Annotated in this window: 18 protein-coding genes, 1 tRNA gene and 3 pseudogenes; 20 read left to right on the top strand and 2 right to left on the bottom strand. The window is 62.4% G+C overall.

The genetic code is table 11. The annotated features are described in order from the left end of the window. The 16 genes and pseudogenes from P9254_RS28485 to P9254_RS28410 form a co-directional block, all read left to right on the top strand. A pseudogene (locus P9254_RS28485) lies at positions 1–79 on the top strand (EF-Tu/IF-2/RF-3 family GTPase); the annotation flags it as partial. Positions 80–242: 163 nt separating this feature from the next. Then, entirely contained in the window at positions 243–1,985 is a 1,743-nt protein-coding gene (locus P9254_RS28480) for a hypothetical protein (protein ID WP_278103914.1), read from the top strand. Positions 1,986–2,237: 252 nt separating this feature from the next. Next, positions 2,238–3,782: a hypothetical protein gene (locus P9254_RS28475; RefSeq protein WP_278056092.1), complete on the top strand. Its 1,545-nt coding sequence runs from the start codon at positions 2,238–2,240 to the stop codon at positions 3,780–3,782. A gap of 98 nt (positions 3,783–3,880) precedes the next feature. After that, entirely contained in the window at positions 3,881–4,366 is a 486-nt protein-coding gene (locus P9254_RS28470) for a group II truncated hemoglobin (RefSeq protein WP_067321502.1), read from the top strand. Positions 4,367–4,454: 88 nt separating this feature from the next. Next, on the top strand, positions 4,455–4,964 hold the full coding sequence (locus tag P9254_RS28465) for a metal-dependent hydrolase (RefSeq protein WP_278055914.1): 510 nt from the start codon (positions 4,455–4,457) through the stop codon (positions 4,962–4,964). A 36-nt stretch (positions 4,965–5,000) separates the two neighbouring features. Continuing rightward, positions 5,001–5,076, top strand: a tRNA-Trp gene (locus tag P9254_RS28460). A 357-nt stretch (positions 5,077–5,433) separates the two neighbouring features. Then, positions 5,434–5,637, top strand: coding sequence for a preprotein translocase subunit SecE (secE, locus tag P9254_RS28455; protein ID WP_066989573.1), 204 nt, complete (start codon positions 5,434–5,436; stop codon positions 5,635–5,637). 27 nt (positions 5,638–5,664) lie between these two features. Next, complete coding sequence (gene nusG / locus P9254_RS28450; protein ID WP_066989575.1) at positions 5,665–6,189, top strand: transcription termination/antitermination protein NusG; 525 nt, start codon at positions 5,665–5,667, stop codon at positions 6,187–6,189. Positions 6,190–6,348: 159 nt separating this feature from the next. Beyond that, entirely contained in the window at positions 6,349–6,777 is a 429-nt protein-coding gene (rplK, locus tag P9254_RS28445) for a 50S ribosomal protein L11 (RefSeq protein ID WP_059189557.1), read from the top strand. 4 nt (positions 6,778–6,781) lie between these two features. Further along, positions 6,782–7,480: a 50S ribosomal protein L1 gene (gene rplA, locus P9254_RS28440; RefSeq protein ID WP_066989577.1), complete on the top strand. Its 699-nt coding sequence runs from the start codon at positions 6,782–6,784 to the stop codon at positions 7,478–7,480. Positions 7,481–7,900: 420 nt separating this feature from the next. Continuing rightward, positions 7,901–8,419, top strand: a complete 519-nt coding sequence (gene rplJ, locus P9254_RS28435) for a 50S ribosomal protein L10 (protein ID WP_067321493.1) — start codon at positions 7,901–7,903, stop codon at positions 8,417–8,419. A gap of 54 nt (positions 8,420–8,473) precedes the next feature. Continuing rightward, entirely contained in the window at positions 8,474–8,854 is a 381-nt protein-coding gene (gene rplL, locus P9254_RS28430) for a 50S ribosomal protein L7/L12 (RefSeq protein ID WP_066989581.1), read from the top strand. A gap of 265 nt (positions 8,855–9,119) precedes the next feature. Next, positions 9,120–13,256, top strand: a complete 4,137-nt coding sequence (gene rpoB / locus P9254_RS28425; protein WP_066989583.1) for a DNA-directed RNA polymerase subunit beta — start codon at positions 9,120–9,122, stop codon at positions 13,254–13,256. 145 nt (positions 13,257–13,401) lie between these two features. Continuing rightward, positions 13,402–17,598, top strand: coding sequence for a DNA-directed RNA polymerase subunit beta' (gene rpoC / locus P9254_RS28420; protein ID WP_066989905.1), 4,197 nt, complete (start codon positions 13,402–13,404; stop codon positions 17,596–17,598). 76 nt (positions 17,599–17,674) lie between these two features. After that, positions 17,675–18,341, top strand: a pseudogene (locus P9254_RS28415) (O-methyltransferase). A 75-nt stretch (positions 18,342–18,416) separates the two neighbouring features. Further along, positions 18,417–19,550, top strand: coding sequence for a WG repeat-containing protein (locus tag P9254_RS28410; protein WP_278055911.1), 1,134 nt, complete (start codon positions 18,417–18,419; stop codon positions 19,548–19,550). Here the strand turns inward: P9254_RS28410 and P9254_RS28405 are convergent. Together P9254_RS28405 and P9254_RS28400 are read right to left on the bottom strand one after the other, a co-directional pair. Continuing rightward, entirely contained in the window at positions 19,507–20,436 is a 930-nt protein-coding gene (locus P9254_RS28405) for a Gfo/Idh/MocA family protein (protein WP_278055910.1), read from the bottom strand. The genes P9254_RS28410 and P9254_RS28405 overlap by 44 nt on opposite strands. 98 nt (positions 20,437–20,534) lie before the next feature. Then, positions 20,535–20,816, bottom strand: a complete 282-nt coding sequence (locus tag P9254_RS28400; protein ID WP_066989908.1) for a transcriptional regulator — start codon at positions 20,814–20,816, stop codon at positions 20,535–20,537. 463 nt (positions 20,817–21,279) lie between these two features. On the opposite strand from P9254_RS28400, the gene rpsL reads away from it, so the two are divergent. From rpsL to P9254_RS28380, 4 genes and pseudogenes are all read left to right on the top strand, one after another. Further along, entirely contained in the window at positions 21,280–21,651 is a 372-nt protein-coding gene (rpsL, locus tag P9254_RS28395) for a 30S ribosomal protein S12 (RefSeq protein WP_006202128.1), read from the top strand. A 62-nt stretch (positions 21,652–21,713) separates the two neighbouring features. After that, complete coding sequence (rpsG, locus tag P9254_RS28390) at positions 21,714–22,184, top strand: 30S ribosomal protein S7 (protein WP_041003106.1); 471 nt, start codon at positions 21,714–21,716, stop codon at positions 22,182–22,184. 29 nt (positions 22,185–22,213) lie between these two features. Beyond that, positions 22,214–24,304 carry an elongation factor G gene (gene fusA, locus P9254_RS28385; RefSeq protein WP_067321482.1) on the top strand — a complete coding sequence of 697 codons (2,091 nt, stop codon included), beginning with the start codon at positions 22,214–22,216 and terminating at the stop codon, positions 24,302–24,304. Between the two features lie 101 nt (positions 24,305–24,405). Beyond that, positions 24,406–24,483, top strand: a pseudogene (locus P9254_RS28380) (GTP-binding protein); the annotation flags it as partial.

Raw genomic sequence — 24,483 nt, 5'->3', positions numbered from 1 at the left:
GGAAGAGAAGCTGCGCTTCGCCATCCGTGAAGGCGGCCGCACCGTCGGTGCCGGCATCGTCGTCACCATCAAAGAATGATCGATCCGGCACTTGCCGGCTCGACCAAGGAAAGGGCGGTCTTCGGGCCGCCCTTTTTCGTTTACTTGCACAGTGCAGCATAAATGCAGCACGGTTGCTTCGAAGCTATTGCATGCACCACTGCCGCAATTATTATCGATTGCGGCAGGGGGCGTCGCCAATCATGATTTCGGGGCATCATTTAAACTGCACATCAAGATTGTTTCGCATACTGGTTCGCCGGGCACCGGTGCTTGCTATTGTGGTGGTGGCCTTTGCAGCAAAGGCCGATGACGTCCTCATACGGGCATGGCCCGATACGTTCATTTTGAACGGCCCGTCTTCCGACGGCTTTTCGGACATGCGGTTCATCTTTGCGCGTAGCAGTGCAGTCGGCTGTAAGACCAATTGTCCGGAATGGATTTCAGCGGAAGGCGCCATCACTGCCGACACGCCGGCTCTGCTCAAGCGAGTGCTGAAAAAGCTCGGCACCCGCAAACTGCCGATCATTGTCAATTCCCCTGGCGGCGATGTCGACGCCGCACTTCAACTTGGTCGCATCATACGGAAGAACGGGCTCGACATCGCGATCGGCAAGACCGAGTTTTCCGATTGTTGGCCGGGAACGGAGGGCTGCGGGGCCAGCTTCGGCAAGGGCGTTGCCTATTTCGGCGTGGCGTCTGATGGCGGCGCCATGTGCAACTCTGCATGTCCCCTGATGTTCGCAGGTGGCGTTCGCCGCGTAGCCGGTGGCTGGGCCTATCTGGGTGTTCATCAGATCACCACCACTTGGTTCCCCTCCACAAGGCATTTTCGAACCACCTATAAAACCATTCGGGGCAAAAGATATCAGGTCACAACGGAGACCGTCACCGAAGGCCGAAGCTACAAGACCTATAAGATGAGCAAGGGGTTCGCGCGGAAAATCTCGGCCTATTTGGCAGAGATGGGCGTGGGGCAGGGTGTCCTCGACAAAATGAAAGCCACGCCGGCGAGCGACATTCAGCGGATCACCCTCCACGACATGCTAACGATGAAACTGGCCACCAGCACAGACACCGTGGAGCTGTTCACCGGAGTGATCCTGTGCATGGGTGACAAACCGGCTCCGAATTGCCGGGAAATAGCGGAGGATGCCCGGCCGGCCGCTGTAACGACGGCAAAGCCGGCACCTTCTCGACAGGCGGAAGCTCCATCTTCCAAGCCAGCCAAAGCCCCGACTGCCGTGCCGTTTCGAGGAGCGGCAGGAAATGCGGCGCCGGAGATGCGCTTCGTGGTCGTTCGCGGCAGCGATCCGCTCTGCGATCCCGACTGCCCGGAATGGATTTCGGCGGAAGGCGCGATCACCCCTCGAACCCCGCAAAAACTTCGCCAGTTGCTCGCCGCGCTCGACAACCCGCGGCTCCCCGTTGTGATCAGCTCACGAGGCGGCGACTTGTTCGGCGCCTTGGCCGCAGGGCGGCTTATCCACGAACGCAAGCTAGACGTCGTCGTCGCCCGCACCAATATCCTGGGTTGCAACCCGCCCGGGGCAGGCTGTCTGGACGACAATGGCGCCTATGTCGGGCTGATCAGCCAATTCGGAGTGGAGTGCGATTCAGCCTGCGCACTCATGCTCGCCGGCGGCGCTAGGCGGCTGGTCGACCCCAAGGCGCGGCTCAGCGTGTCCTCGATGGGACAGAAGCGGATTGTCAAAGCCTATTTGGACGAGATGGCGATCAGCCCAGGCCTGTTCGCAGCGATAGATCAGAATTCAGTCGAGCGTCAGCTTGAACCCGATATAATGCTCAAGGTCGGGCTGGTGACCGGGCCGGACACATCGGACACGCTGACTGGCCCCGCCATTTGCAGGTCCTCGCCAAAGCCGGACAATTGCCGGCTCCCGCCCTCCGCCAACGCCCAGGCAAAGACGCCGCCAGAACTTTAGCGTAGTCGCGACGAAGGTCGAGGCAGCAGCCGTCAGGCTGGCATTGCTCGCACCCTCTTCAATTCTATTGCAAGCATCGTCGCCGTAACTAGTATGGGTTGGACCGAGGGCTTGGCAGGCGTGATTTCCGCGTTCCTTTCAAAGCGTATTTCGTGGCCGCTAGGGCTGGTTCGACTCGGGCTGGCCATCGCTATTGGGCTTACCGGGTTTGCCGCCGCAGCGAAGGAAACGCCGCCGGATTACGGCCCTGCCATGCGCTTCGTCGTGGTGCGCAGCAGCGCGCCAGGCTGCGAGCCGAACTGCCCGGAATGGATTTCTGCCGAAGGCAGCATCGAGGCCGGCACGCCGGCGCGGTTCAAGCGCCTCTTAAAGACGCTCGGCGGCCGGCAACTGCCGATCGTCGTCAATTCTCCTGGAGGCAATGTCGACGCCGCGCTCCAACTCGGCCGTATGATCCGTAAGAACAAGCTCGACATCGCCGTGGGCACTACGGGGTTTTCCGGCTGCTCGCCCGAAATGAAGAACTGCCGGGACAATGACAGTAAGAACACGCCGTATTCCGGCATCGCCTACGACAGCGGCGCCATGTGCAATTCCGCATGTCCCCTGATGTTTGCCGGCGGCGTCCGCCGTGTGGTCGGCGAGTGGGCTTTTCTCGGGGTTCATCAGATCACCACGACATATCACAGGGAAAAGCTGCTCTACCGCACCACCTACAGAATTGTGAACGGCAAGAAGAAGGTCCTCAGCACCAAGGTCGTCAGCCGCAAGAATGCCGGCAGCTACAAGACCTACGAGATGAGCAAAGCGGTCGAGAAACGGCTGTCCGGTTATCTGAAAGAAATGGGTATTGGGCAGGGCGTGCTGGACGTGATGAAGGCGACGCCGGCAAGCGACATAAGGCAGATCGAGCCCGACGATATGCTGGAGATGAAGCTCGTCACCAGCCTCGATTCTCTCGACCTGATGACCGAAGCAGCCATATGCCGGCGCGATCCGGTGCCAACGAGCTGCCGCGAGATACCGGCCAATGGCAAGGCCAAGCCGGCCGAGGTGGCGGCGGTCGCGGCCAAACCGGCCTACAGCCAGCCGGCGGAGGCAGCATCACCGCCAAAGCCGCAGCAGGAAATGCGTTTCGTCCTCGTTCGCGGCAGCAATCCGCTCTGCAACCCCGACTGTCCGGAATGGATTTCGGCGGAGGGAACGATCGTTGCCGGCACGCCCGACAGGCTGCGCGAGCTGCTGGACAAGGTCGGCGGGCGCAGGCTGCCCATCGTCCTCAACTCACAGGGCGGCGATGTCCAGGGCGCGCTCGCCGCCGGCCGGCTGATCCGCGAGCGCAGATTGGATGTTGCGGTCGCCCGGACGGATTTTCTCGATTGCGATCCCGGCACGGCAGGGTGCGTCTCCAAGGACAACCTTCATAATGGTCTCACTGTTGAAGCCGGCGCCGAATGCGATGCAGCCTGCGTGCTGATGATCGCCGGCGGCACCAGGCGCTTGGTAGGCACCGATACGCGTTTCCTGGTGCATTCCATGGGCATGGAAGACAAGGTCCGGTCGTATCTTGAGGAGATGGCGATCGGCTCGGGCTTGTTCGTCGCGATGCAGTCGGCCCAATCCGCCAAGCACAGGGAGCTCAGCCAGGACGAATTGGCGGGGTTCGGGCTCACCACCAGCCGCCAGTCGGTAGACGCTCTGACGGGCGCCACTATCTGCAAATCTTCGCCAAAACCCGATAACTGCCGGGTTCTGCCGTCCGCCAACGCCGAAGCGGAATCGCCGGCCAAGCTTTAGCAGCATTCGGCGCCATGCCAGCACTGGCCATGGAGGCGGGTTGAGCCGGCTCCGAGCTTCCCGCTATCCTTCTAGGCTCAAACGTAGGAGGACCGGAGATGAGCGAGGGCGTCCCGACTTTGTTCGAATGGGCCGGCGGCAGCGAGGCGCTCAACCGGCTGACGCAGATCTTTTACAACAGAGTGACCTTGGACCCGATCGTCGGTCCGGTGTTCAGGCACATGTCGCCGGACCATCCGGCGCATGTCGCCGCCTTCATCGGCGAGGTTTTCGGCGGGCCGAAGACCTACAGCGAACGGCATGGTGGCCACCGCGAGATGGTCAGGCATCATCTCGGCAAGCATCTGACCGAGGAGCAGCGCCGGCGCTGGATCAACCTTCTGGCGGACGCGGCGGACGAAGCCGGCCTGCCGGACGATCCCGAGTTCCGTTCCGCCTTGATGGGCTATGTCGAGTGGGGATCGCGGCTGGCCAAGATTAATTCCAATCTCGGCGAGACTTGCGACCCTGAGACCGAGCCAATGCCAAGCTGGGGCTGGGGCGTGCCGGGCGGGCCTTACAAGCCGCCGGCCGGGAAATCGTAGCCGAAGATGCTGGGTTTCTGCAAAATTCCGAAAAGATGACGCCGCAAAGACACCGCAGGGTCGTTGCATCAATGTGAGACGACCTTGCATGCTGATTGCCCATCTCCCATCGGGCTATATTCTGGGAAGGCTCGCGCGAAGACGGCGACGGGAGGCATCCGATGTGGTGGCTGCCGCAATGCTCGGCAGCGTGATCCCGGACATCGACATGCTCTATTTTTACCTGATCGATGGCGGTCGCACGCACCATCATGCCTACATCACGCATTGGCCGTTGTTCTGGGCCACGATCGGGACGGTAGGCGTGTCGGTCGGTCGGTTGTTGAGGTCGCGGCGTCTGCCGTCGATCGCCATCTTCTTAGCCGGAGCCATGGTGCATATGGCGTTCGACACGGTGGCATCGCCGATCATGTGGTTGGCGCCGTTCAGTCATCGCCCGTTTGAGCTCGTGGCGGTTCCGGCCAGCCATGGGAACTGGGTCCTGAACTTCGTTCTGCATTGGACTTTCGCGCTTGAACTCGTGATCTGCGCATGGGCCCTGGGGCTTGGATGGCTGCGATCGGCGCTTCCGGCCGACGCGTCTCAAAAGGGCTCTTGAGTTCTCATCGGCTTTGTGAAATAGCAGCGCCCGTATACGGGCATAGCTCAGTTGGTAGAGCGGCGGTCTCCAAAACCGCAGGTCGTAGGTTCGAGCCCTGCTGCCCGTGCCACCTCCCATGGCAGACTGAAGGTGGGTGCGCTCCGCCGTTGAAAACCGGGGGCGGCTTGCCATATAGCGAAAACTGGGGCATAAGGCCCCGCATAGCCGGGACGGAACGACTGGATGGTTCCGAGGCGGCGCTAAAACATAAAGCGGAACACTTGCCACTTGCGTGGACCAAGAATCGGTTTTATGTAGACTGAACAGACACGCGACGCGTGGAGCTGGGAAGCCGGCTTTACGCGTCTGATTTGCGTGGGCGAAATGGTGGTGCTGATTCGGCGCCGGCACGAAGTCCAGGCGGCACGTCCCGGCCAGCGGGATCATCCAGGAGACCCGGCCAACGGGTCTTGAAGACAGGCGGCAGATGGCTTCGAAAACCACAAACCCTTTCACCTTTCTCCAGCAGGTTCGCGCGGAGACGGCCAAGGTGACATGGCCCTCGCGCCGCGAGACTATGATCTCGACGGTAATGGTCCTGGTTTTTGCGCTCATCGCCATGATCTTCTTCTTCACCGCCGACATAGCCATGGGCTATGCGATCGAGTGGATTCTGGGCCTCGGACATTAAGTTCGGCGATTACGGAGAGGTCGTGAAATGACGCGGTGGTACATCGTCCACGCTTATTCGAACTTCGAGAAGAAGGTCGCCGAGGACATCGAGAACAAGGCCAAGCAGAAGGGCCTGTCGGGCGAGATCGAGCAGATCGTGGTGCCGACGGAGAAGGTCGTCGAGATACGCCGCGGCCGCAAGGTCGATGCGGAACGCAAGTTCTTCCCCGGTTATGTGCTCTTGAAGGCCAACCTGACGGACGCCGTATTCTCGCTGGTCAAGAACACGCCGAAGGTCACCGGCTTCCTCGGTGACTCCAAGCCCGTGCCGATCACTGAAGCCGAGGCGCAGCGCATCCTGAACCAGGTTCAGGAAGGCGTCGAGCGTCCGAAGCCGTCGGTCACCTTCGAGATCGGCGAGGCGATCCGCGTCTCGGACGGTCCGTTCGCGTCGTTCAACGGCTTCGTCCAGGAAGTGGACGAGGAGCGGGCGCGCCTCAAGGTGGAAGTTTCGATCTTCGGGCGCGCGGTGCCCGTCGATCTCGAATTCGGACAGGTCGAAAAGGGCTGATCCGAAGGTCCCCGTCCGAGAGGCGAAGGGATCGGCGGCGCGAAGGAATGGCGCTGCCATGAGCGGGTGGGAGGCGAATGCGGCTTAGCCGGCCGCTGGAACCGCACCACCAGACTGCAACCGCCGGTTTTCCCGGCATGAGAAAAGGCAGGAATAGAGATGGCTAAGAAAGTTGCAGGCCAGCTCAAGCTCCAGGTTGCCGCGGGCTCGGCCACGCCGTCGCCCCCGATCGGCCCGGCGCTTGGTCAGCGCGGCATCAACATCATGGAGTTCTGCAAGGCGTTCAACGCGCAGACCCAGGAACTGGAAAAGGGCTCGCCCATCCCGGTCGTCATCACCTACTACCAGGACAAGTCGTTCACCTTCGTCATGAAGACGCCGCCGGTGAGCTACTTCCTGAAGAAGGCCGCCAACCTGAAGTCTGGTTCGAAAGAGCCGGGCAAGGTCAAGGCCGGCACGATCTCGCGCGACAAGGTGCGCCAGATCGCCGAGCAGAAGATGAAGGACCTCAACGCAAACGACGTCGAAGCGGCCATGCGCATGGTCGAGGGCTCCGCCCGCTCGATGGGCCTGGAAGTGGTGGGCTAAGATCATGGCAAAGATTGCAAAGCGTGTTGCCAAGAGCCGTGAAGGCATCGACCCGAACAAGGCCTATGCGCTCTCTGAGGCGCTGCAGCTGCTGAAGGACCGGTCCACGGTGAAGTTCGACGAGACGGTCGAGGTCGCGATGAATCTCGGCGTCGATCCGCGCCATGCCGACCAGATGGTCCGCGGCGTTGTCAACCTGCCGAACGGCACTGGCCGGTCGGTGCGCGTCGCCGTGTTCGCGCGCGGCGACAAGGCCGAAGAAGCCAAGGCCGCCGGCGCCGATATCGTTGGTGCCGAGGACCTCGTCGACATCGTCCAGAAGGGCACGATCGATTTCGATCGCTGCATCGCTACTCCGGACATGATGCCGCTGGTCGGCCGTCTGGGTAAGGTGCTCGGCCCGCGCGGCATGATGCCGAACCCGAAGGTCGGCACCGTGACCCCCGATGTCGCGGCCGCCGTCAAGGCCTCGAAGGGCGGCGCCGTCGAGTTCCGCGTCGAGAAGGCCGGCATCGTCCAGGCCGGCGTCGGCAAGGTCTCGTTCGACGTCAAGGCGCTGGAAGAGAATGTGCGGGCCTTCGCCGATGCGGTGAACAAGGCCAAGCCCGCCGGCGCCAAGGGCAACTACGTCAAGAAGGTGTCGGTCACCTCGACGATGGGTCCCGGCCTCAAGCTCGACATCGCGACGCTCGCCGCGTCGTAAGCGTCGTCTGGCCGGCTTCAGGCCGGTCGCTAGAGCATGATCCCGAAAAGTGGATTTCGGAAAAGATCATGCTCCAACAAAGAAGAATTCCGGACCGCCGATCCGTCGGCGGCCCGGTACCCCGGAAGCCGAAAGGTTTCCGGATATCCTGTCCGAGATTGCAGGCGGCCCAAAAGCCTTAATTCACTTGGGCCTGCATGAGACGGGTGAAGACCCGACAAAGGAGCGACAAGCTCCAATGAAAGGTTCGAACCGTGTTTGCCTTTTGTCAGCACATCGCCGGCTTGCCGTCGGTGGGCGAAAAGGGGGCAGGATCCTCGAGCGCCGTTCGGGAGATCCACGATTAGGATGGCCCGGCCGGCAAAAGGCAACCCGACTTCTGACCTCGAGAATGAGGCAGGGGTCAACTGGAGATAGGCAGTGGACAGAGCGGAAAAGCGCGAACTCGTCACGGGCCTGAACGAAGCGTTCTCGAGCGCGGGTTCAGTCGTCGTGGCCCACTACGCCGGTATCACCGTGGCGCAAATGAACGACCTTCGGTCGAAGATGCGCGCCGCCGGTGGCACCGTCAAAGTCGCGAAGAACCGTCTCGCCAAGATCGCTCTTCAGGGCACGGACTCCGCATCGATCGTCGATCTATTCAAGGGACAGACGCTGATCGCTTATTCGGAGGATCCGGTTGCGGCGCCGAAGATCGCGTCCGAGTTCGCCAAGGGGAATGACAAGCTGATCATTCTCGGCGGCGCAATGGGCTCGACCTCGCTCAACGCCGACGGTGTCAAGGCACTCGCCACGATGCCGTCGCTCGACGAGCTGCGCGCCAAGCTGGTTGGCATGATCGCCACGCCGGCAACCCGGATCGCCCAGATCGTCAATGCGCCCGCGGCTTCGGTCGCGCGCGTCATCGGCGCTTACGCCCGGAAGGACGAGGCGGCATGAGGCCGTTCCTCGCTGTCAACAACACACGTTCGAACCAAGTAAAGGAATACACAAATGGCTGATCTGGCAAAGATCGTAGACGACCTTTCGAAGCTTACCGTCCTCGAGGCGGCCGAGCTGTCGAAGCTCCTGGAAGAGAAGTGGGGCGTTTCGGCGGCTGCTCCGGTGGCGGTTGCCGCTGCTGGCGGTGGCGCTGCCGCTGCTGCTGCTCCGGCTGAAGAGAAGACGGAATTCGACGTCGTTCTCGCCGACGCCGGCGCCCAGAAGATCAACGTCATCAAGGAAGTCCGCGCCATCACCGGCCTTGGCCTCAAGGAAGCCAAGGACCTGGTCGAGGCGGCTCCGAAGCCGGTCAAGGAAGGCGTTTCCAAGGCCGATGCCGACAAGTTCAAGGCTCAGCTGGAAGCAGCTGGCGCCAAGGTCGAGCTGAAGTAAGCCTTATGGTTGAGGGCGGACGGCCTCGCGCCGGCCGCCCCCTCCCTTGACGAAAGGGAGGCTTCGTTGCGCGAGACGTTTGAAAACCTCTTTCCTGAGGGCCGGAAGCGGCCTTCAGGAAACGGGTTTTCTCCCGTTTTTACCGGCAGCCGCCAAGCAATTGGAACGGCGGCCGGAAAACAGACAGGGGCGGCCGGCGAGCGGCCCGTTGGTGCAAGGCGAACCGCGGCGAGGTTCGCCCCGAGTTTTGAGCTAAGGAGCGACGATGGCCCAGACCCAGACTTTCAATGGCCGCAGACGCGTACGCAAGTTCTTCGGGAAGATCCCGGAAGTTGCGGAGATGCCGAACCTGATCGAGGTTCAGAAGGCATCCTATGACCAGTTCCTGATGGTGGACGAGCCCAAGGGCGGGCGTCCGGACGAGGGGCTGCAGGCTGTTTTCAAGTCGGTCTTCCCGATCTCCGATTTTTCCGGCTCCTCGATGCTGGAATTCGTGAAGTATGAGTTCGAAGGACCGAAATTCGACGTCGACGAATGCCGTCAGCGCGACCTGACCTATGCTGCGCCGCTGAAGGTGACGCTGCGCCTCATCGTGTTCGATATCGACGAGGATACCGGCGCGAAGTCGATCAAGGATATCAAGGAGCAGGACGTCTATATGGGCGATATGCCGCTCATGACGTCGAACGGCACCTTCATCGTCAACGGCACCGAGCGCGTCATCGTCTCGCAGATGCACCGTTCGCCGGGCGTCTTCTTCGACCACGACAAGGGCAAGTCGCACTCCTCGGGCAAGCTTCTGTTTGCCGCGCGCGTCATCCCTTATCGCGGCTCGTGGCTCGACATTGAGTTCGACTCCAAGGACGTCGTCCACGCCCGCATCGACCGCCGCCGCAAGATCCCGGTGACGTCGCTGCTGATGGCGCTCGGCATGGACGGCGAAGAGATCCTGTCGACCTTCTACAACAAGATCACCTACAAGCGCGCCGGCGACCACTGGCGCATCCCGTTCAACGTCGAGCGTTTCCGCGGCCTCAAGGCTGTCGGCGACCTGGTCGACGCCGACACGGGCGAGATCGTCGTCGAGGCCGGCAAGAAGATCACCGCCCGCCAGGCCCGCCAGCTCGGCGAAAAGGGTCTCAAGGCGATCAAGGCGACCGACGAGGACCTGCTCGGCAACTACCTGGCCGAGGACATCGTCAACTACGCCACCGGCGAGATCTTCCTCGAGGCCGGCGACGAGATCGACGAGAAGACGCTGAAGGTGCTGCTCGGCACCGGCGAGGACGAGATCCAGATCCTCGACATCGACCACGTCAATGTCGGCGCCTACATCCGCAACACGCTCGCCGTCGACAAGAACGAGAGCCGCCAGGACGCGCTGTTCGACATCTACCGCGTCATGCGTCCGGGCGAGCCGCCGACGCTCGAGACCGCCGAAGCCATGTTCAACTCGCTGTTCTTCGACAGCGAGCGCTATGACCTGTCGGCTGTCGGCCGCGTCAAGATGAACATGCGCCTCGAGCTCAAGGCCGAGGACACCGTGCGCGTGCTGCGCAAGGAAGACATCCTGGCCGTGGTCAAGACGCTGGTCGAGCTGCGCGACGGCAAGGGCGAGATCGACGACATCGACAATCTCGGCAACCGCCGCGTCCGCTCGGTCGGCGAGCTGATGGAGAACCAGTACCGCGTCGGTCTGCTGCGCATGGAGCGCGCGATCAAGGAGCGTATGTCCTCGATCGAGATCGACACGGTCATGCCGCAGGACCTGATCAACGCCAAGCCGGCGGCCGCCGCCGTGCGCGAGTTCTTCGGCTCCTCGCAGCTGTCGCAGTTCATGGACCAGACCAACCCGCTGTCGGAGATCACCCACAAGCGTCGCCTGTCGGCGCTTGGACCGGGCGGTCTGACCCGCGAGCGTGCCGGCTTCGAGGTGCGCGACGTGCATCCGACGCATTACGGCCGTATCTGCCCGATCGAGACGCCGGAAGGCCCGAATATCGGTCTGATCAACTCGCTCGCCACCTTCGCGCGTGTCAACAAGTACGGCTTCATCGAGAGCCCGTACCGCAAGATCGTCAACGGCAAGCTGACCAATGAAGTCGTCTATCTGTCGGCGATGGAAGAGGCCAAGCACCACGTCGCGCAGGCCAACGCCGAGCTCGACAAGAACGGCAGCTTCGTCGACGAGTTCGTCATCTGCCGCAACGCCGGCGAGGTGATGATGGCGCCGCGCGAGAACGTCGACCTGATGGACGTGTCGCCGAAGCAGATGGTGTCGGTGGCCGCGGCCCTCATCCCGTTCCTCGAGAACGACGACGCCAACCGCGCGCTGATGGGCTCGAACATGCAGCGTCAGGCCGTGCCGCTGGTGCGCGCCGAGGCGCCGTTCGTCGGCACCGGCATGGAGCCGGTCGTCGCCCGTGACTCAGGCGCCGCCATCGGCGCCCGCCGCGGCGGCGTGGTCGACCAGGTGGACGCCACCCGTATCGTTATCCGCGCCACCGAAGATCTCGACCCGGGCAAGTCCGGCGTCGACATCTACCGGCTGATGAAGTTCCAGCGTTCGAACCAGAATACCTGCATCAACCAGCGTCCGCTGGTGCGTGTCGGCGACCGGGTGAACAAGGGCGACATCATCGCCGACGGTCCTTCGACCGAGCTCGGCGATCTGGCGCTCGGCCGCAACGTGCTGGTCGCGTTCATGCCGTGGAACGGCTACAACTACGAGGACTCGATCCTGCTCTCCGAGCGCATCGTGGCCGACGACGTCTTCACCTCGATCCACATCGAGGAGTTCGAGGTCATGGCCCGCGACACCAAGCTCGGACCGGAGGAGATCACGCGCGACATTCCGAACGTCTCGGAGGAAGCGCTGAAGAACCTCGACGAGGCCGGCATCGTCTATATCGGCGCGGAAGTGCAGCCGGGCGACATCCTGGTCGGCAAGATCACGCCGAAGGGCGAAAGCCCGATGACGCCGGAAGAGAAGCTCCTGCGCGCCATCTTCGGCGAAAAGGCCTCGGACGTTCGCGACACCTCCATGCGCATGCCTCCGGGCACCTTCGGCACGGTCGTCGAAGTGCGCGTCTTCAACCGCCACGGCGTGGAGAAGGACGAGCGCGCCATGGCGATCGAGCGCGAGGAGATCGAGCGTCTGGCCAAGGACCGCGACGACGAGCAGGCGATCCTCGATCGCAACGTCTATTCGCGCCTGTCGGACATGCTGGTCGGCAAGGAAGCGATTGCCGGGCCGAAGGGCTTCAAGAAGGGCTCGAAGCTGTCGAAGGACACGCTCGACGAGTATCCGCGCTCGCAGTGGTGGCAGTTCGCCGTGGAGAACGAAAAGCTGCAGAGCGAGCTGGAAGCCCTGCGCGGCCAGTACGACGACTCCAAGAAGGCGCTCGAGCAGCGCTTCATGGACAAGGTCGAGAAGGTGCAGCGCGGCGACGAGATGCCTCCGGGCGTCATGAAGATGGTCAAGGTCTTCGTGGCGGTGAAGCGCAAGATGCAGCCGGGCGACAAGATGGCCGGCCGTCACGGCAACAAGGGCGTGGTGTCGCGCATCGTTCCGGTCGAGGACATGCCTTTCCTCGAGGACGGCACGCATGCCGATATCGTGCTCAACCCGCTGGGTGTGCCGAGCCGCATGAATGTCGGCCAGATCCTGGAAACGCATCTGGGCTGGGCCTGCGCCGGCATGGGCAGGAAGATCGGCGAGCTGATCGACGCCTACAAGGCTGGCGGCGACATCAAGCCGCTGCGCAAGACGCTGGAAAGCTTCATGCCTTCCAACGACCGCAACGAGCCGGTCCGCGACTATGACGACGAGAGCATCATTCGCCTGAGCGAACAGATGCGCCGCGGCGTCTCCATCGCGACTCCGGTGTTCGACGGCGCGCACGAAGCCGACATCAACACCATGCTGCAGCAGGCGGGCCTGCACACCAGCGGTCAGTCGCAGCTTTATGACGGCCGCACCGGCGAGCCGTTCGATCGCAAGGTGACGATGGGCTACATCTATATGCTCAAGCTTCACCACCTGGTGGACGACAAGATCCACGCGCGCTCGATCGGTCCGTACTCGCTCGTCACCCAGCAGCCGCTGGGCGGCAAGGCGCAGTTCGGTGGCCAGCGCTTCGGCGAAATGGAGGTCTGGGCGCTGGAAGCCTACGGCGCCGCTTATACGCTGCAGGAGATGCTGACGGTGAAGTCGGATGACGTTGCCGGACGCACCAAGGTCTACGAGGCGATCGTGCGCGGCGACGATACGTTCGAAGCCGGCATTCCCGAGAGCTTCAACGTTCTCGTCAAGGAGATGCGCTCCCTCGGCCTCAATGTCGAACTGGAGAACACCAAGTTCGAAGACGCTGCCGTGCGGCTGCCCGATGCTGCCGAATAAGGGCGCGGCCGAATAAGGGTAATGGCGCGCCGCGAAACGACGCGGCGCGCCCCACAAATTCTCGGCCGGTCAGGCCGGCCAGTCTGCGGGCATTCGGCCCGCGCTCGATGCAAGGGGTTTTCGAGGACCCCAAAAGGAGAACGGCATGAACCAAGAGGTCATGAATCTCTTCAACCCTCAGGCGCCTGCGCAGGTGTTCGATTCCATCCGGATCTCGCTCGCCAGCCCTGAGAAGATTCTGTCCTGGTCGTTCGGTGAGATCAAAAAGCCGGAGACCATCAACTACCGCACCTTCAAGCCGGAGCGTGACGGTCTGTTCTGCGCGCGCATTTTTGGTCCGATCAAGGACTACGAGTGCCTGTGCGGCAAGTACAAGCGCATGAAGTACAAGGGCGTTATCTGCGAGAAGTGCGGCGTCGAAGTCACGCTGTCGCGCGTCCGCCGCGAGCGCATGGGCCATATCGAGCTCGCCGCGCCCGTCGCCCATATCTGGTTCCTGAAGTCGCTGCCTTCGCGCATCGGCACGCTGCTCGACATGACGCTGAAGGATATCGAGCGCGTCCTCTACTTCGAGAACTACATCGTCACCGAGCCTGGCCTCACCGCGCTGAAGGAGCACCAACTGCTCAGCGAGGAAGAGTACATGCTGGCCGTCGACGAGTATGGCGAAGACTCTTTCACCGCCATGATCGGCGCCGAGGCCATCCATGACCTGTTGGCCGGCATGGATCTGGAGAAGATCGCCGGCGACCTGCGCTCGGAGCTGGCTTCGACGTCGTCCGAGCTCAAGCAGAAGAAGCTGCTGAAGCGGCTCAAGGTCGTCGAGAACTTCATGGAATCCGGCAACCGTCCGGAATGGATGATCATGAAGGTCGTTCCGGTGATCCCGCCGGACCTGCGCCCGCTGGTCCCGCTGGACGGCGGCCGCTTCGCCACGTCCGACCTCAACGACCTCTATCGCCGCGTCATCAACCGCAACAATCGCTTGAAGCGGCTGATCGAGCTGCGCGCGCCCGGCATCATCGTGCGCAATGAAAAGCGCATGCTGCAGGAGGCCGTCGACGCGCTGTTCGACAACGGCCGCCGCGGGCGCGTCATCACCGGCGCCAACAAGCGTCCGCTGAAGTCGCTATCCGACATGCTCAAGGGCAAGCAGGGCCGGTTCCGCCAGAACCTGCTCGGCAAGCGTGTCGACTATTCCGGCCGCTCGGTCATCGTGACCGGTCCGGAACTCAAGCTGCATCAGTGCGGCCTGCCGAAGAAGATGGCGCTGGAGCTGTTCAAGCCTTTCATCTACGCCCGCCTCGACGCCAAGGGTTTCTCCTCGACCGTCAAGCAGGCGAAGAAGCTGGTCGAGAAGGAGCGTCCCGAGGTCTGGGATATCCTCGACGAGGTTATCCGCGAGCATCCGGTGCTCTTGAACCGCGCGCCGACGCTGCACCGCCTCGGCATCCAGGCGTTCGAGCCGATCCTGATCGAAGGCAAGGCGATCCAGCTGCATCCGCTGGTCTGCACGGCCTTCAATGCCGACTTCGACGGCGACCAGATGGCGGTCCATGTGCCGCTGTCCCTGGAAGCGCAGCTCGAAGCGCGCGTGCTGATGATGTCGACCAACAACATCCTGCACCCGGCCTCCGGTGCGCCGATCATCGTGCCGTCGCAGGACATGGTTCTCGGTCTCTACTATCTGTCGATCGTCAACCAGAACGAGCCGGGCGAAGGCATGGTGTTCGCCGACATGGGCGAGCTCCAGCATGCGCTGGAGACCAAGGCGGTGACCCTGCACGCCAAGATCAAGGGCCGCTTCCGCACCGTCGATGCCGAAGGCAAGACGGTGTCGAAGATCTATGAAACCACGCCCGGCCGCATGATCATCGGCGAGCTTCTGCCGAAGAACGTCAACGTGCCGTACGACATCGCCAACCAGGAGATGACCAAGAAGAACATCTCCAAGATGATCGACACCGTCTACCGCCACTGCGGCCAGAAGGAGACGGTCATCTTCTGCGACCGCATCATGGCTCTCGGCTTTGCGCATGCCTGCCGCGCCGGCATTTCGTTCGGCAAGGACGACATGGTGATTCCGGACACCAAGCTGAAGCTGGTCTCCGATACCGAGGCTTTGGCCAAGGAGTACGAGCAGCAGTACAATGACGGCCTGATCACGCAGGGCGAGAAGTACAACAAGGTGGTCGACGCCTGGGCCAAGTGCTCGGAGAAGGTCGCCGACGAGATGATGGCCCGCATCAAGGCCGTCGAGTTCGAGGAAAACGGCCGTCAGAAGCCGATGAACTCGATCTATATGATGTCGCATTCGGGTGCGCGCGGTTCGCCCACTCAGATGCGCCAGCTCGCCGGCATGCGCGGCCTGATGGCCAAGCCTTCGGGCGAGATCATCGAGACGCCGATCATCTCGAACTTCAAGGAAGGCCTCACCGTGCTCGAGTACTTCAACTCGACCCACGGCGCCCGCAAGGGTCTGGCCGACACCGCCTTGAAGACGGCGAACTCGGGGTACCTGACCCGCCGTCTGGTCGACGTGGCGCAGGACTGCATCGTCAATTCGCTGGATTGCGGCACCGACAAGGGCCTCACCATGCAGCCGATCGTCGATGCCGGCCAGATCGTCGCCTCGGTCGGTCAGCGCGTGCTCGGCCGCACGGCGCTCGACGACATCAACCACCCGGTCTCCGGCGAAGTGCTGGTCAAGGCCGGCAAGCTGATGGACGAGCGTGACGTGGAGCAGATCGAGAAGGCCGGCGTCCAGTCGGTCCGCATCCGCTCGGCGCTGACCTGCGAGGTCAGGACCGGCGTCTGCGCGGTCTGCTACGGTCGCGATCTTGCCCGCGGCACGCCCGTCAACCAGGGCGAGGCCGTCGGCGTCATCGCGGCGCAGTCGATCGGCGAGCCGGGCACCCAGCTCACCATGCGCACCTTCCACATGGGCGGCACCGCGCAGGTGGTGGATTCTTCGTTCCTCGAAGCCTCCTATGAGGGCAAGGTCGAGATCCGCAATCGCAACGTGGTGCGCAACTCCGAAGGTCAGCAGATGGTGATGGGCCGCAACATGGCGGTTCTGATCCTCGACGAGGCCGGCAAGGAACGCGCCACGCACCGCGTCGCCTATGGCTCGCGCATCTTCGTGGATGACGGCGACAAGGTGAAGCGCGGGCAGCGCATCGCCGAGTGGGATCCTTACACCCGCCCGATCCTCACCGAAATCGAGGGCAAGGTGGCGTTCGAGGATCTGGTCGACGGCATCTCCGTCCAGGAGACCGCCGACGAGTCGACCGGCATCACCAAGCGTGAGGTCATCGATTGGCGTTCGACGCCGCGCGGCAGCGACCTGAAGCCGGCGATCGTCGTGCAGGACGCCAAGGGCAAGGTGGGCAAGCTGTCGAAGGGCGGCGATGCACGCTTCCTGCTCTCGGTCGAGGCCATTCTCTCGGTCGAGCCGGGTGCGCATGTCCGTCCGGGCGACGTGCTTGCGCGTATCCCGATGGAAAGCGCCAAGACCAAGGACATCACCGGCGGTCTGCCGCGGGTGGCCGAACTGTTCGAGGCTCGCCGTCCGAAGGATCACGCCATCATCGCCGAGATCGACGGCACGGTCCGCTTCGGCCGCGACTACAAGAACAAGCGCCGCATCATCATCGAGCCGCACGACTCGACGCTGGAGCCGGTCGAGTACCTGATCCCGAAGGGCAAGCCGTTCCATCTGCAGGACGGCGACGTCATCGAGAAGGGCGACTACATCCTCGACGGCAACCCGGCGCCGCACGACATCCTGGCGATCAAGGGCGTGGAGGCGCTTGCGTCCTACCTCGTCAACGAGATCCAGGAGGTCTACCGCCTGCAGGGCGTGTCGATCAACGACAAGCACATCGAGGTGATCGTTCGCCAGATGCTGCAGAAGGTCGAGATCACCACGCAGGGCGACTCGACCTACATTCCGGGCGACCACGTCGACGTGATCGAGCTGGAAGAGGTCAACGAGCGGCTGATCGAGGACGGCAAGAAGCCGGCCGAAGGCCAGCCGGTGCTGCTCGGCATCACCAAGGCCTCGCTGCAGACGCCGTCCTTCATCTCGGCCGCCTCCTTCCAGGAGACGACCAGGGTGCTGACGGAAGCCGCGGTCGCCGGTAAGACCGACATGCTGCAGGGTCTGAAGGAGAACGTCATCGTCGGCCGCCTGATCCCGGCCGGCACGGGCGGCACGATGAGCCAAATAAGGCGCATCGCCACCTCGCGCGACGAGCTCATCATCGACGAGCGCCGCAAGGCTTCGGGTGTCGAAGTCGCCGAGCCGATGCTGACCAACATGGTCAACGCCGCGCAGTAAGCGCGGATGCAATGAGAGAAAGAAAAGGGGCCCGCGTGGCCCCTTTTTTCATTCGGGTTATGAACGAGGAAAAACCATGAGCGCCAGGACCTGGACGGCTGTCGACGACTACATCGTCTCCTCTCTTTTCGATGCGGATCCCACGCTTGACGCGGTGCTTGCGGCCAACCGCGAGCAGGGCCTGCCGGACGATCGACGTCTCGGCCGCGCAGGGCAAATTGCTTTCGCTTCTGGTGCGGATTCGCGGCGCAAGGAAGGTGCTCGAGATCGGCACGCTCGGTGGTTACTCGACCATCTGGATGGCAAGGGGCCTGCCTGCCGATGGCAGAGTAGTGACGCTGGAGCTTGAGCCGCACCATGCCAAGGTCGCGCGTTCGAACTTCAAGCGGGCAGGGGTTTCCGACAAGGTGGATCTGCGGCTCGGGCCAGCTCTTCAATCGCTAGCAGCCTTGGTCAGCGAAAATGCCGGTCCGTTCGACCTGATCTTCATCGACGCCGACAAGCCGAACAACCCGAATTATCTCAGCTGGGCCATGCGGCTGTCGCGCTCCGGAACGGTGATAGTCTGCGACAACGTCATCCGCGACGGCGCCGTGCTGAAGGACGACGGCCGCGACGAAAACGTCGTCGGCGCCCGCGCGGCGCTCTCATTCATCGGGCAGGAGAAGCGGCTGGACGGCACCGCCATCCAGACCGTCGGCGCCAAGGGCTATGACGGCTTTGCGATAGCGATCGTCGATTGAGCATGTGGGCGGCCAGCGCATTGCAATTTGATACGAGAAACCGCTAAGCTTTTTTTGGTCCGACTGGAATTGGTCATGGTCACTTTCCAAAGCCATCAAGAGTTGTGGCCATTGCGCTCTAAGTCAAATGGCAAGACCGGATACATCGATCGCAATGGCGATTGGGCCATCAAGCCAACATTTGACAAGGCTACCTGTTTCCACAGCTGCAGAGCCGGCGCACTTCTGGGCGATCGCTGGGGAGTTCTGAACAAGCAAGGCGATTGGTTGGCTGCTCCGAGGGCAACAAACGCGCTGAACACGTACGGGGAAGGCCCGGTGCGTGCGCAGGTGGCTGGAAAATGGGGCCTTATCGACGATGCGGGAAACTGGATCATCAAGCCGCAGTTCTCGTCCATGTCATGGTTTTCGTCAGGCCTCTGCAGCGTCATTCTTGAGGGAAGGTACGGCTGCGTAAATTTTGCCGGGAATTGGGTCATTCCGCCCGTCTACGGGATGATCGGCGCGTTCTATGGCGGCGAGGCAATCGCAAAACTCTCAAACGGCCTCTTTGGCTGCCTCGACGCCAGCGGTAGCTGGAATGTTCCGCCGGCCTTCAGAAGCCTTTCAGTACGTGATCCTGTGAGCGGGCTTGCCGCTGCCGGCGTCATGACTGATACCCGGGGATATCTTGAGGGCTATATCGACCAAGATGCGAAATGGGCTATCGAGCCAAAGTTTCATCGCGCGGGGCGCTTCTCCGACGGATTTGCGTGTGCACAACGGGGCGACCCCGGCGATGACATCATTCTCGAACACGAACGATGGGGTTTTATTGACAGTACGGGCGCGTGGATCATAGAGCCGGGTTTCCAAGGCGCGCTCCAGTGCTCCGCAGGCGTGGCTCCCGTCGAGTACCACGATCGATTTGGCTTCCTGGATATGCAAGGCGTGTGGGTGTTTGAGCCGGTTCTCGACGTCGCCTGGCCGCTATTCAATGGTCTTGCCCAGGCCAAGCTCAATGGGAAGTATGGTTTCCTCGATCGTTCGATGAACTGGATCATCAAACCAATTTACGACAAGGCTGAAGACTTCGGAAACCTGATTCGTGTCGAACTCGGCGGCCATGAAATGTACATCGATCGACTTGAATGGCTCCGCAGCCTGACGCCCGATCGTTACTGGTTCAATCGAAGAAAGGCTCGACCACATTGCGCTTGCCGAGCATGAAGGCGTCGGCGACGTGCTGGAGCGGGGCCAGGTCGACGTCGCAGATGCCGGCGCGGACAATCTCGGCGAAACGCTTGTAGAGCATCGGATATTCGGCTTCCGGCTCGTCATGGATGATCTTGCCGTCGACGGCGAGCTTTGCGCCGCCGCCCGAAAGCACCACCTTCCCCTTGTCGGTCTCGGCCAGGATGTCCCAGCTCTGCGGACCGCTCTGCAGCCAATCGAGCTCCATCGTAACCGGGAGCCCGTTCGAGGTGCGGAAGGTGACATGCGCCGCGACCGGCGAGGCGCGGTTCTCGGGGAAGTCGAGCACGGCCGAGGTGATGAACATCGGCGGCAGGATGTGGGTGGCGATCGATAGCGCGTTGATGCCGGGATCGAACACGCCGAAACCGCCCGGCGCCCAGATCCATTCCTGGTTCGGGTGCCAGCGGCGCACGTCTTCCTTCCAGTTGATCGCCGCCGAGTCGATTCTGGCCGAAGCCAGGAAGGCGCGCGCGGCCTCGACCGCCGGCGCGTAGCGCGAATGCCAGCTGGCGAAAAGCGAAACGCCTTTCTTCGCGGCAATCGCCTTCAGGTGCTCGACCTCGCTGACGGTGGCGCCCGGCGGCTTCTCCATGAAGACGTGCTTTCCGGCCTCGAGCGCGGTGCGCGCGGCGTCATAGCGGAACTGCGGCGGCATGCAGAGCGAGACGGCTTCCAGGCCCGGCTCGGCCTTAAGCATCGCCTCGATCGTCGGATAGTTCGGGATGCCGTCCACCTTGCCGTGGCGGCTGGCGGCGGCCGCAAGCCGATAACTGCTGTCCTTGGCCAGTGCCGGAAGATGCTGGTCGCGGACGATCTTTCCCACGCCGACGATACCGATCCTGATGGGGTTGCTGGTCATTGGGACTCCGAGGGATGGAAGAAGTAGGTGCTCTTAGGCAGGACAACGGTGCCCGGCAAGCCTGGAACGTAACGGATCGCGAGATTGCGATTTCGGGATCAGCTCGGCTCGTCGAAGGTAACGATCGAGACTTCGCCCTCCAGCGCGCCCTGATAGGCGGACAGATGCGGCTCTTCGTCGGGGGTGCCTTCCATGTCGCCGATCTGGTCGAGCTCGGCTTCGGCGAATCCTTCGGCGGCGAGCGATTCGAGCGCGCGGCGCACGGCAGAATCATCGTCGGGCGCGACCAGCATCACATGCACGCCTTCCGGCTTGCCGCCCTTTCGCCGCCACACCCGGCCGGTGATGATGGTGACCGGGCGCTCCTCGTTGTCGTTCACGGGCTGATTCCTCCGGAAGCGTGGAGTTTTGCCATTCATACCGCCTTATTTGCACGAAGCCGGCCGAGATGACAGGCGAAAGCCGGTCACTTTCTTCCTTGCTCTTGAAAAAAGACGCAAGAAAATTACATGCTTTTTCCGCATGGCTGCCAAGCTCCGGATCGGGCGCAATATTTGCCGTTCCGGGGTTGACGGATAGGGGGCTTGCGAGTAGAAGCCGCCACGTCAGAACCGATGTGAGACTTGCTTTTCCGAGGCGACGCGCCTTGGAGTTTGCCTCAAACAGGGTTCGTTTTACGAGCGAAAAGACATCTCCGGCGCGCATGAAGCGGCTTCCGCTTCCTCTGCAATTTGTTCGGGCAGGACCGCGAGGCGCGGTGTGTTGCCCGAATTCGCGTATGGAAATGACGCTTTGAGCGGCCCTGACAGGGCAAGACACGGAATTGAGAGACAAGAGGGTTTAATGCCTACCGTCAACCAGCTGATCCGCAAGCCGCGCCTGGCGCCGGTGAAGCGCAACAAGGTCCCGGCCATGCAGCAGAACCCGCAGAAGCGGGGCGTCTGCACGCGCGTCTACACCACGACGCCGAAGAAGCCGAACTCGGCGCTGCGCAAGGTGGCCAAGATCCGTCTGACCAATGGTTTCGAGGTGATCGGCTACATCCCGGGCGAAGGCCATAACCTTCAGGAGCACTCGGTGGTCATGATCCGTGGCGGCCGCGTCAAGGATCTGCCGGGCGTCCGCTATCACATCATCCGCGGCGTGCTCGACACGCAGGGTGTGAAGAACCGCAAGCAGCGCCGTTCGAAATACGGTGCCAAGCGTCCGAAGTAAGGGTTTCCGGCTTCGGCGCTTTTTTTGACTGCGCCGTGCCACGAGATTGAGAGACAAGAGCCATGTCCCGTCGTCACAGTGCAGAAAAGCGTGAGATCAATCCGGACCCCAAGTTCGGCGATCTGGTCGTCACCAAGTTCATGAACGCCGTCATGTATGACGGCAAGAAGTCGGTTGCCGAGACCATCGTCTACGGCGCGCTGGACCAGGTCCAGGCCAAGACCAAGCAGGAGCCGGTCGCTGTCTTCCACCAGGCGCTCGACAATGTCGCGCCGCATGTGGAAGTGCGTTCGCGTCGCGTCGGCGGCGCCACCTACCAGGTTCCGGTGGACGTGCGCCCCGAGCGCCGCCAGGCGCTGGCCATCCGCTGGCTGATTGCCGCCGCACGCAACCGCAACGAGACCACGATGGTCGACCGCCTCTCGGGCGAGCTGATGGACGCGGCCAACAACCGCGGCACGGCCGTCAAGAAGCGTGAAGACACCCACAAGATGGCGGAAGCCAACCGCGCCTTCGCGCACTACCGCTGGTAAAGCGCGAACGAGACTGAGAGGCACCTCCCATGGCCCGCGAATACAAAATCGAAGACTACCGCAATTTCGGTATCATGGCGCATATCGACGCCGGCAAGACGACGACGACCGAGCGCGTCCTGTACTACACGGGCAAGTCGCACAAGATCGGCGAAGTCCATGACGGCGCTGCCACCATGGACTGGATGGAGCAGGAGCAGGAACGCGGCATCACCATCACCTCTGCCGCGACCACGACCTTCTGGAAGGGTCGCGACGGCAAGATGCGCCGCTTCAACATCATCGACACTCCCGGACACGTCGACTTCACCATCGAGGTCGAGCGTTCGCTGCGCGTGCTCGACGGCGCCATCGCGCTGCTCGATGCCAACGCCGGCGTCGAGCCGCAGACCGAGACCGTGTGGCGCCAGGCCGACAAGTACCACGTGCCGCGCATGATCTTCTGCAACAAGATGGACAAGATCGGCGCCGACTTCTACCGCTCGGTGGAAATGATCGGTTCGCGCCTCGGCGCGCAGGCCGTCGTCATGCAACTGCCGATCGGCGCCGAGACCGAGTTCAAGGGCGTCGTCGACCTCGTCGAAATGAACGCGCTTGTCTGGCGCGACGAGACGCTGGGCGCTGCCTGGGACGTCGTCGAAATCCCGGCCGACCTCAAGGACAAGGCCGCTCAGTATCGCGAGAAGATGATCGAGGCCGCCGTCGAGATGGACGAGACTGCGCTCGAGAATTACCTCGAAGGCAACATGCCGTCGAACGACGAGATCCGCGCGTTGATCCGCAAAGGCACCATCGCGGTCAAGTTCTTCCCGATGTTCTGCGGCTCGGCCTTCAAGAACAAGGGCGTACAGCCGCTGCTGGACGCCGTGGTCGAATACCTGCCGTCGCCGATCGACGTGCCGGCCATCAAGGGTGTCGACGCCAAGACCGACGCCGAGATCGAGCGTCATGCCGACGACAACGAGCCGCTGTCGATGCTGGCGTTCAAGATCATGAACGACCCGTTCGTCGGCTCGCTGACCTTCGCTCGCATCTATTCGGGCAAGCTCACCAAGGGCACCTCGCTCGACAACACCGTGAAGGGCAAGAAGGAGCGCATCGGCCGCATGCTGCAGATGCATGCGAATTCGCGCGCCGATATCGAGGAAGCCTATGCCGGCGACATCGTCGCGCTGGCCGGCCTCAAGGACACGACGACCGGCGACACGCTCTGCGATCCGCTGCATCCGGTCATCCTCGAGCGCATGGAATTCCCCGATCCGGTGATCCAGATCGCCATCGAGCCGAAGACCAAGAACGATCAGGAAAAGATGGGCCTCGCGCTGCATCGCCTGGCGGCCGAGGATCCGTCCTTCCGCGTCAAGACCGACGAGGAAAGCGGTCAGACCATCATCGCCGGCATGGGCGAGCTGCATCTCGACATCATCGTTGACCGCATGCGCCGCGAGTTCAAGGTGGAAGCCAATGTCGGCGCTCCGCAGGTGGCCTATCGCGAGACGATCACCCGGACCCACGAGCAGGACTACACGCACAAGAAGCAGACGGGCGGCACCGGCCAGTTCGCTCGCGTCAAGATCGTGTTCGAGCCGAACACCGAGAGCGAAGAGTTCTTGTTCGAGTCCAAGATCGTCGGCGGTGCGGTGCCGAAGGAATACATCCCCGGCGTCGAGAAGGGCATCCAGAGCGTCATGGGTTCCGGCCCGTTTGCCGGCTTCCCGATGATCGGCGTCAAGGCGACGCTGATCGACGGTGCCTTCCACGACGTCGACTCCTCGGTGCTGGCTTTCGAAATTGCCTCCCGCGCCTGCTTCAAGGAAGCCGCACCCCGGCTTGGTGTGCAGCTCCTGGAGCCGATCATGAAGGTCGAGGTCGTGACGCCGGAAGACTATGTCGGCGGCGTTATCGGTGACCTCAACGGCCGTCGCGGCCAAATCCAGGGCCAGGAAGCGCGTGGCGTGGCAGTCGTCATCAACGCGATGGTGCCTTTGGCCAACATGTTCAAGTACGTCGACAATCTGCGTTCGATGTCGCAGGGCCGCGCCCAGTACACGATGCAGTTCGACCACTATGAGCCGGTCCCTACGGCGGTGGCCCAGGAAGTCCAGAAAAAGTACGCGTGAGAATGCCTGTGCCACCGGAACCGCGGCTCTTACGCGTTTCCGGTTCGGCTGGAGCGAATATCAATTTCCCCGAGCGGGATGAGTAAAGACGGAGAAATACAGTGGCAAAAGGTAAATTCGAGCGCACCAAGCCGCATGTGAACATTGGCACGATCGGCCACGTCGATCATGGCAAGACG

The organism is Mesorhizobium sp. WSM4983 (assembly GCF_029625765.1).
Lineage (GTDB): Bacteria > Pseudomonadota > Alphaproteobacteria > Rhizobiales > Rhizobiaceae > Mesorhizobium.
Note: the sequence above shows the minus strand (reverse complement) of the source record. Positions and strands in the feature narration are given on the sequence as shown.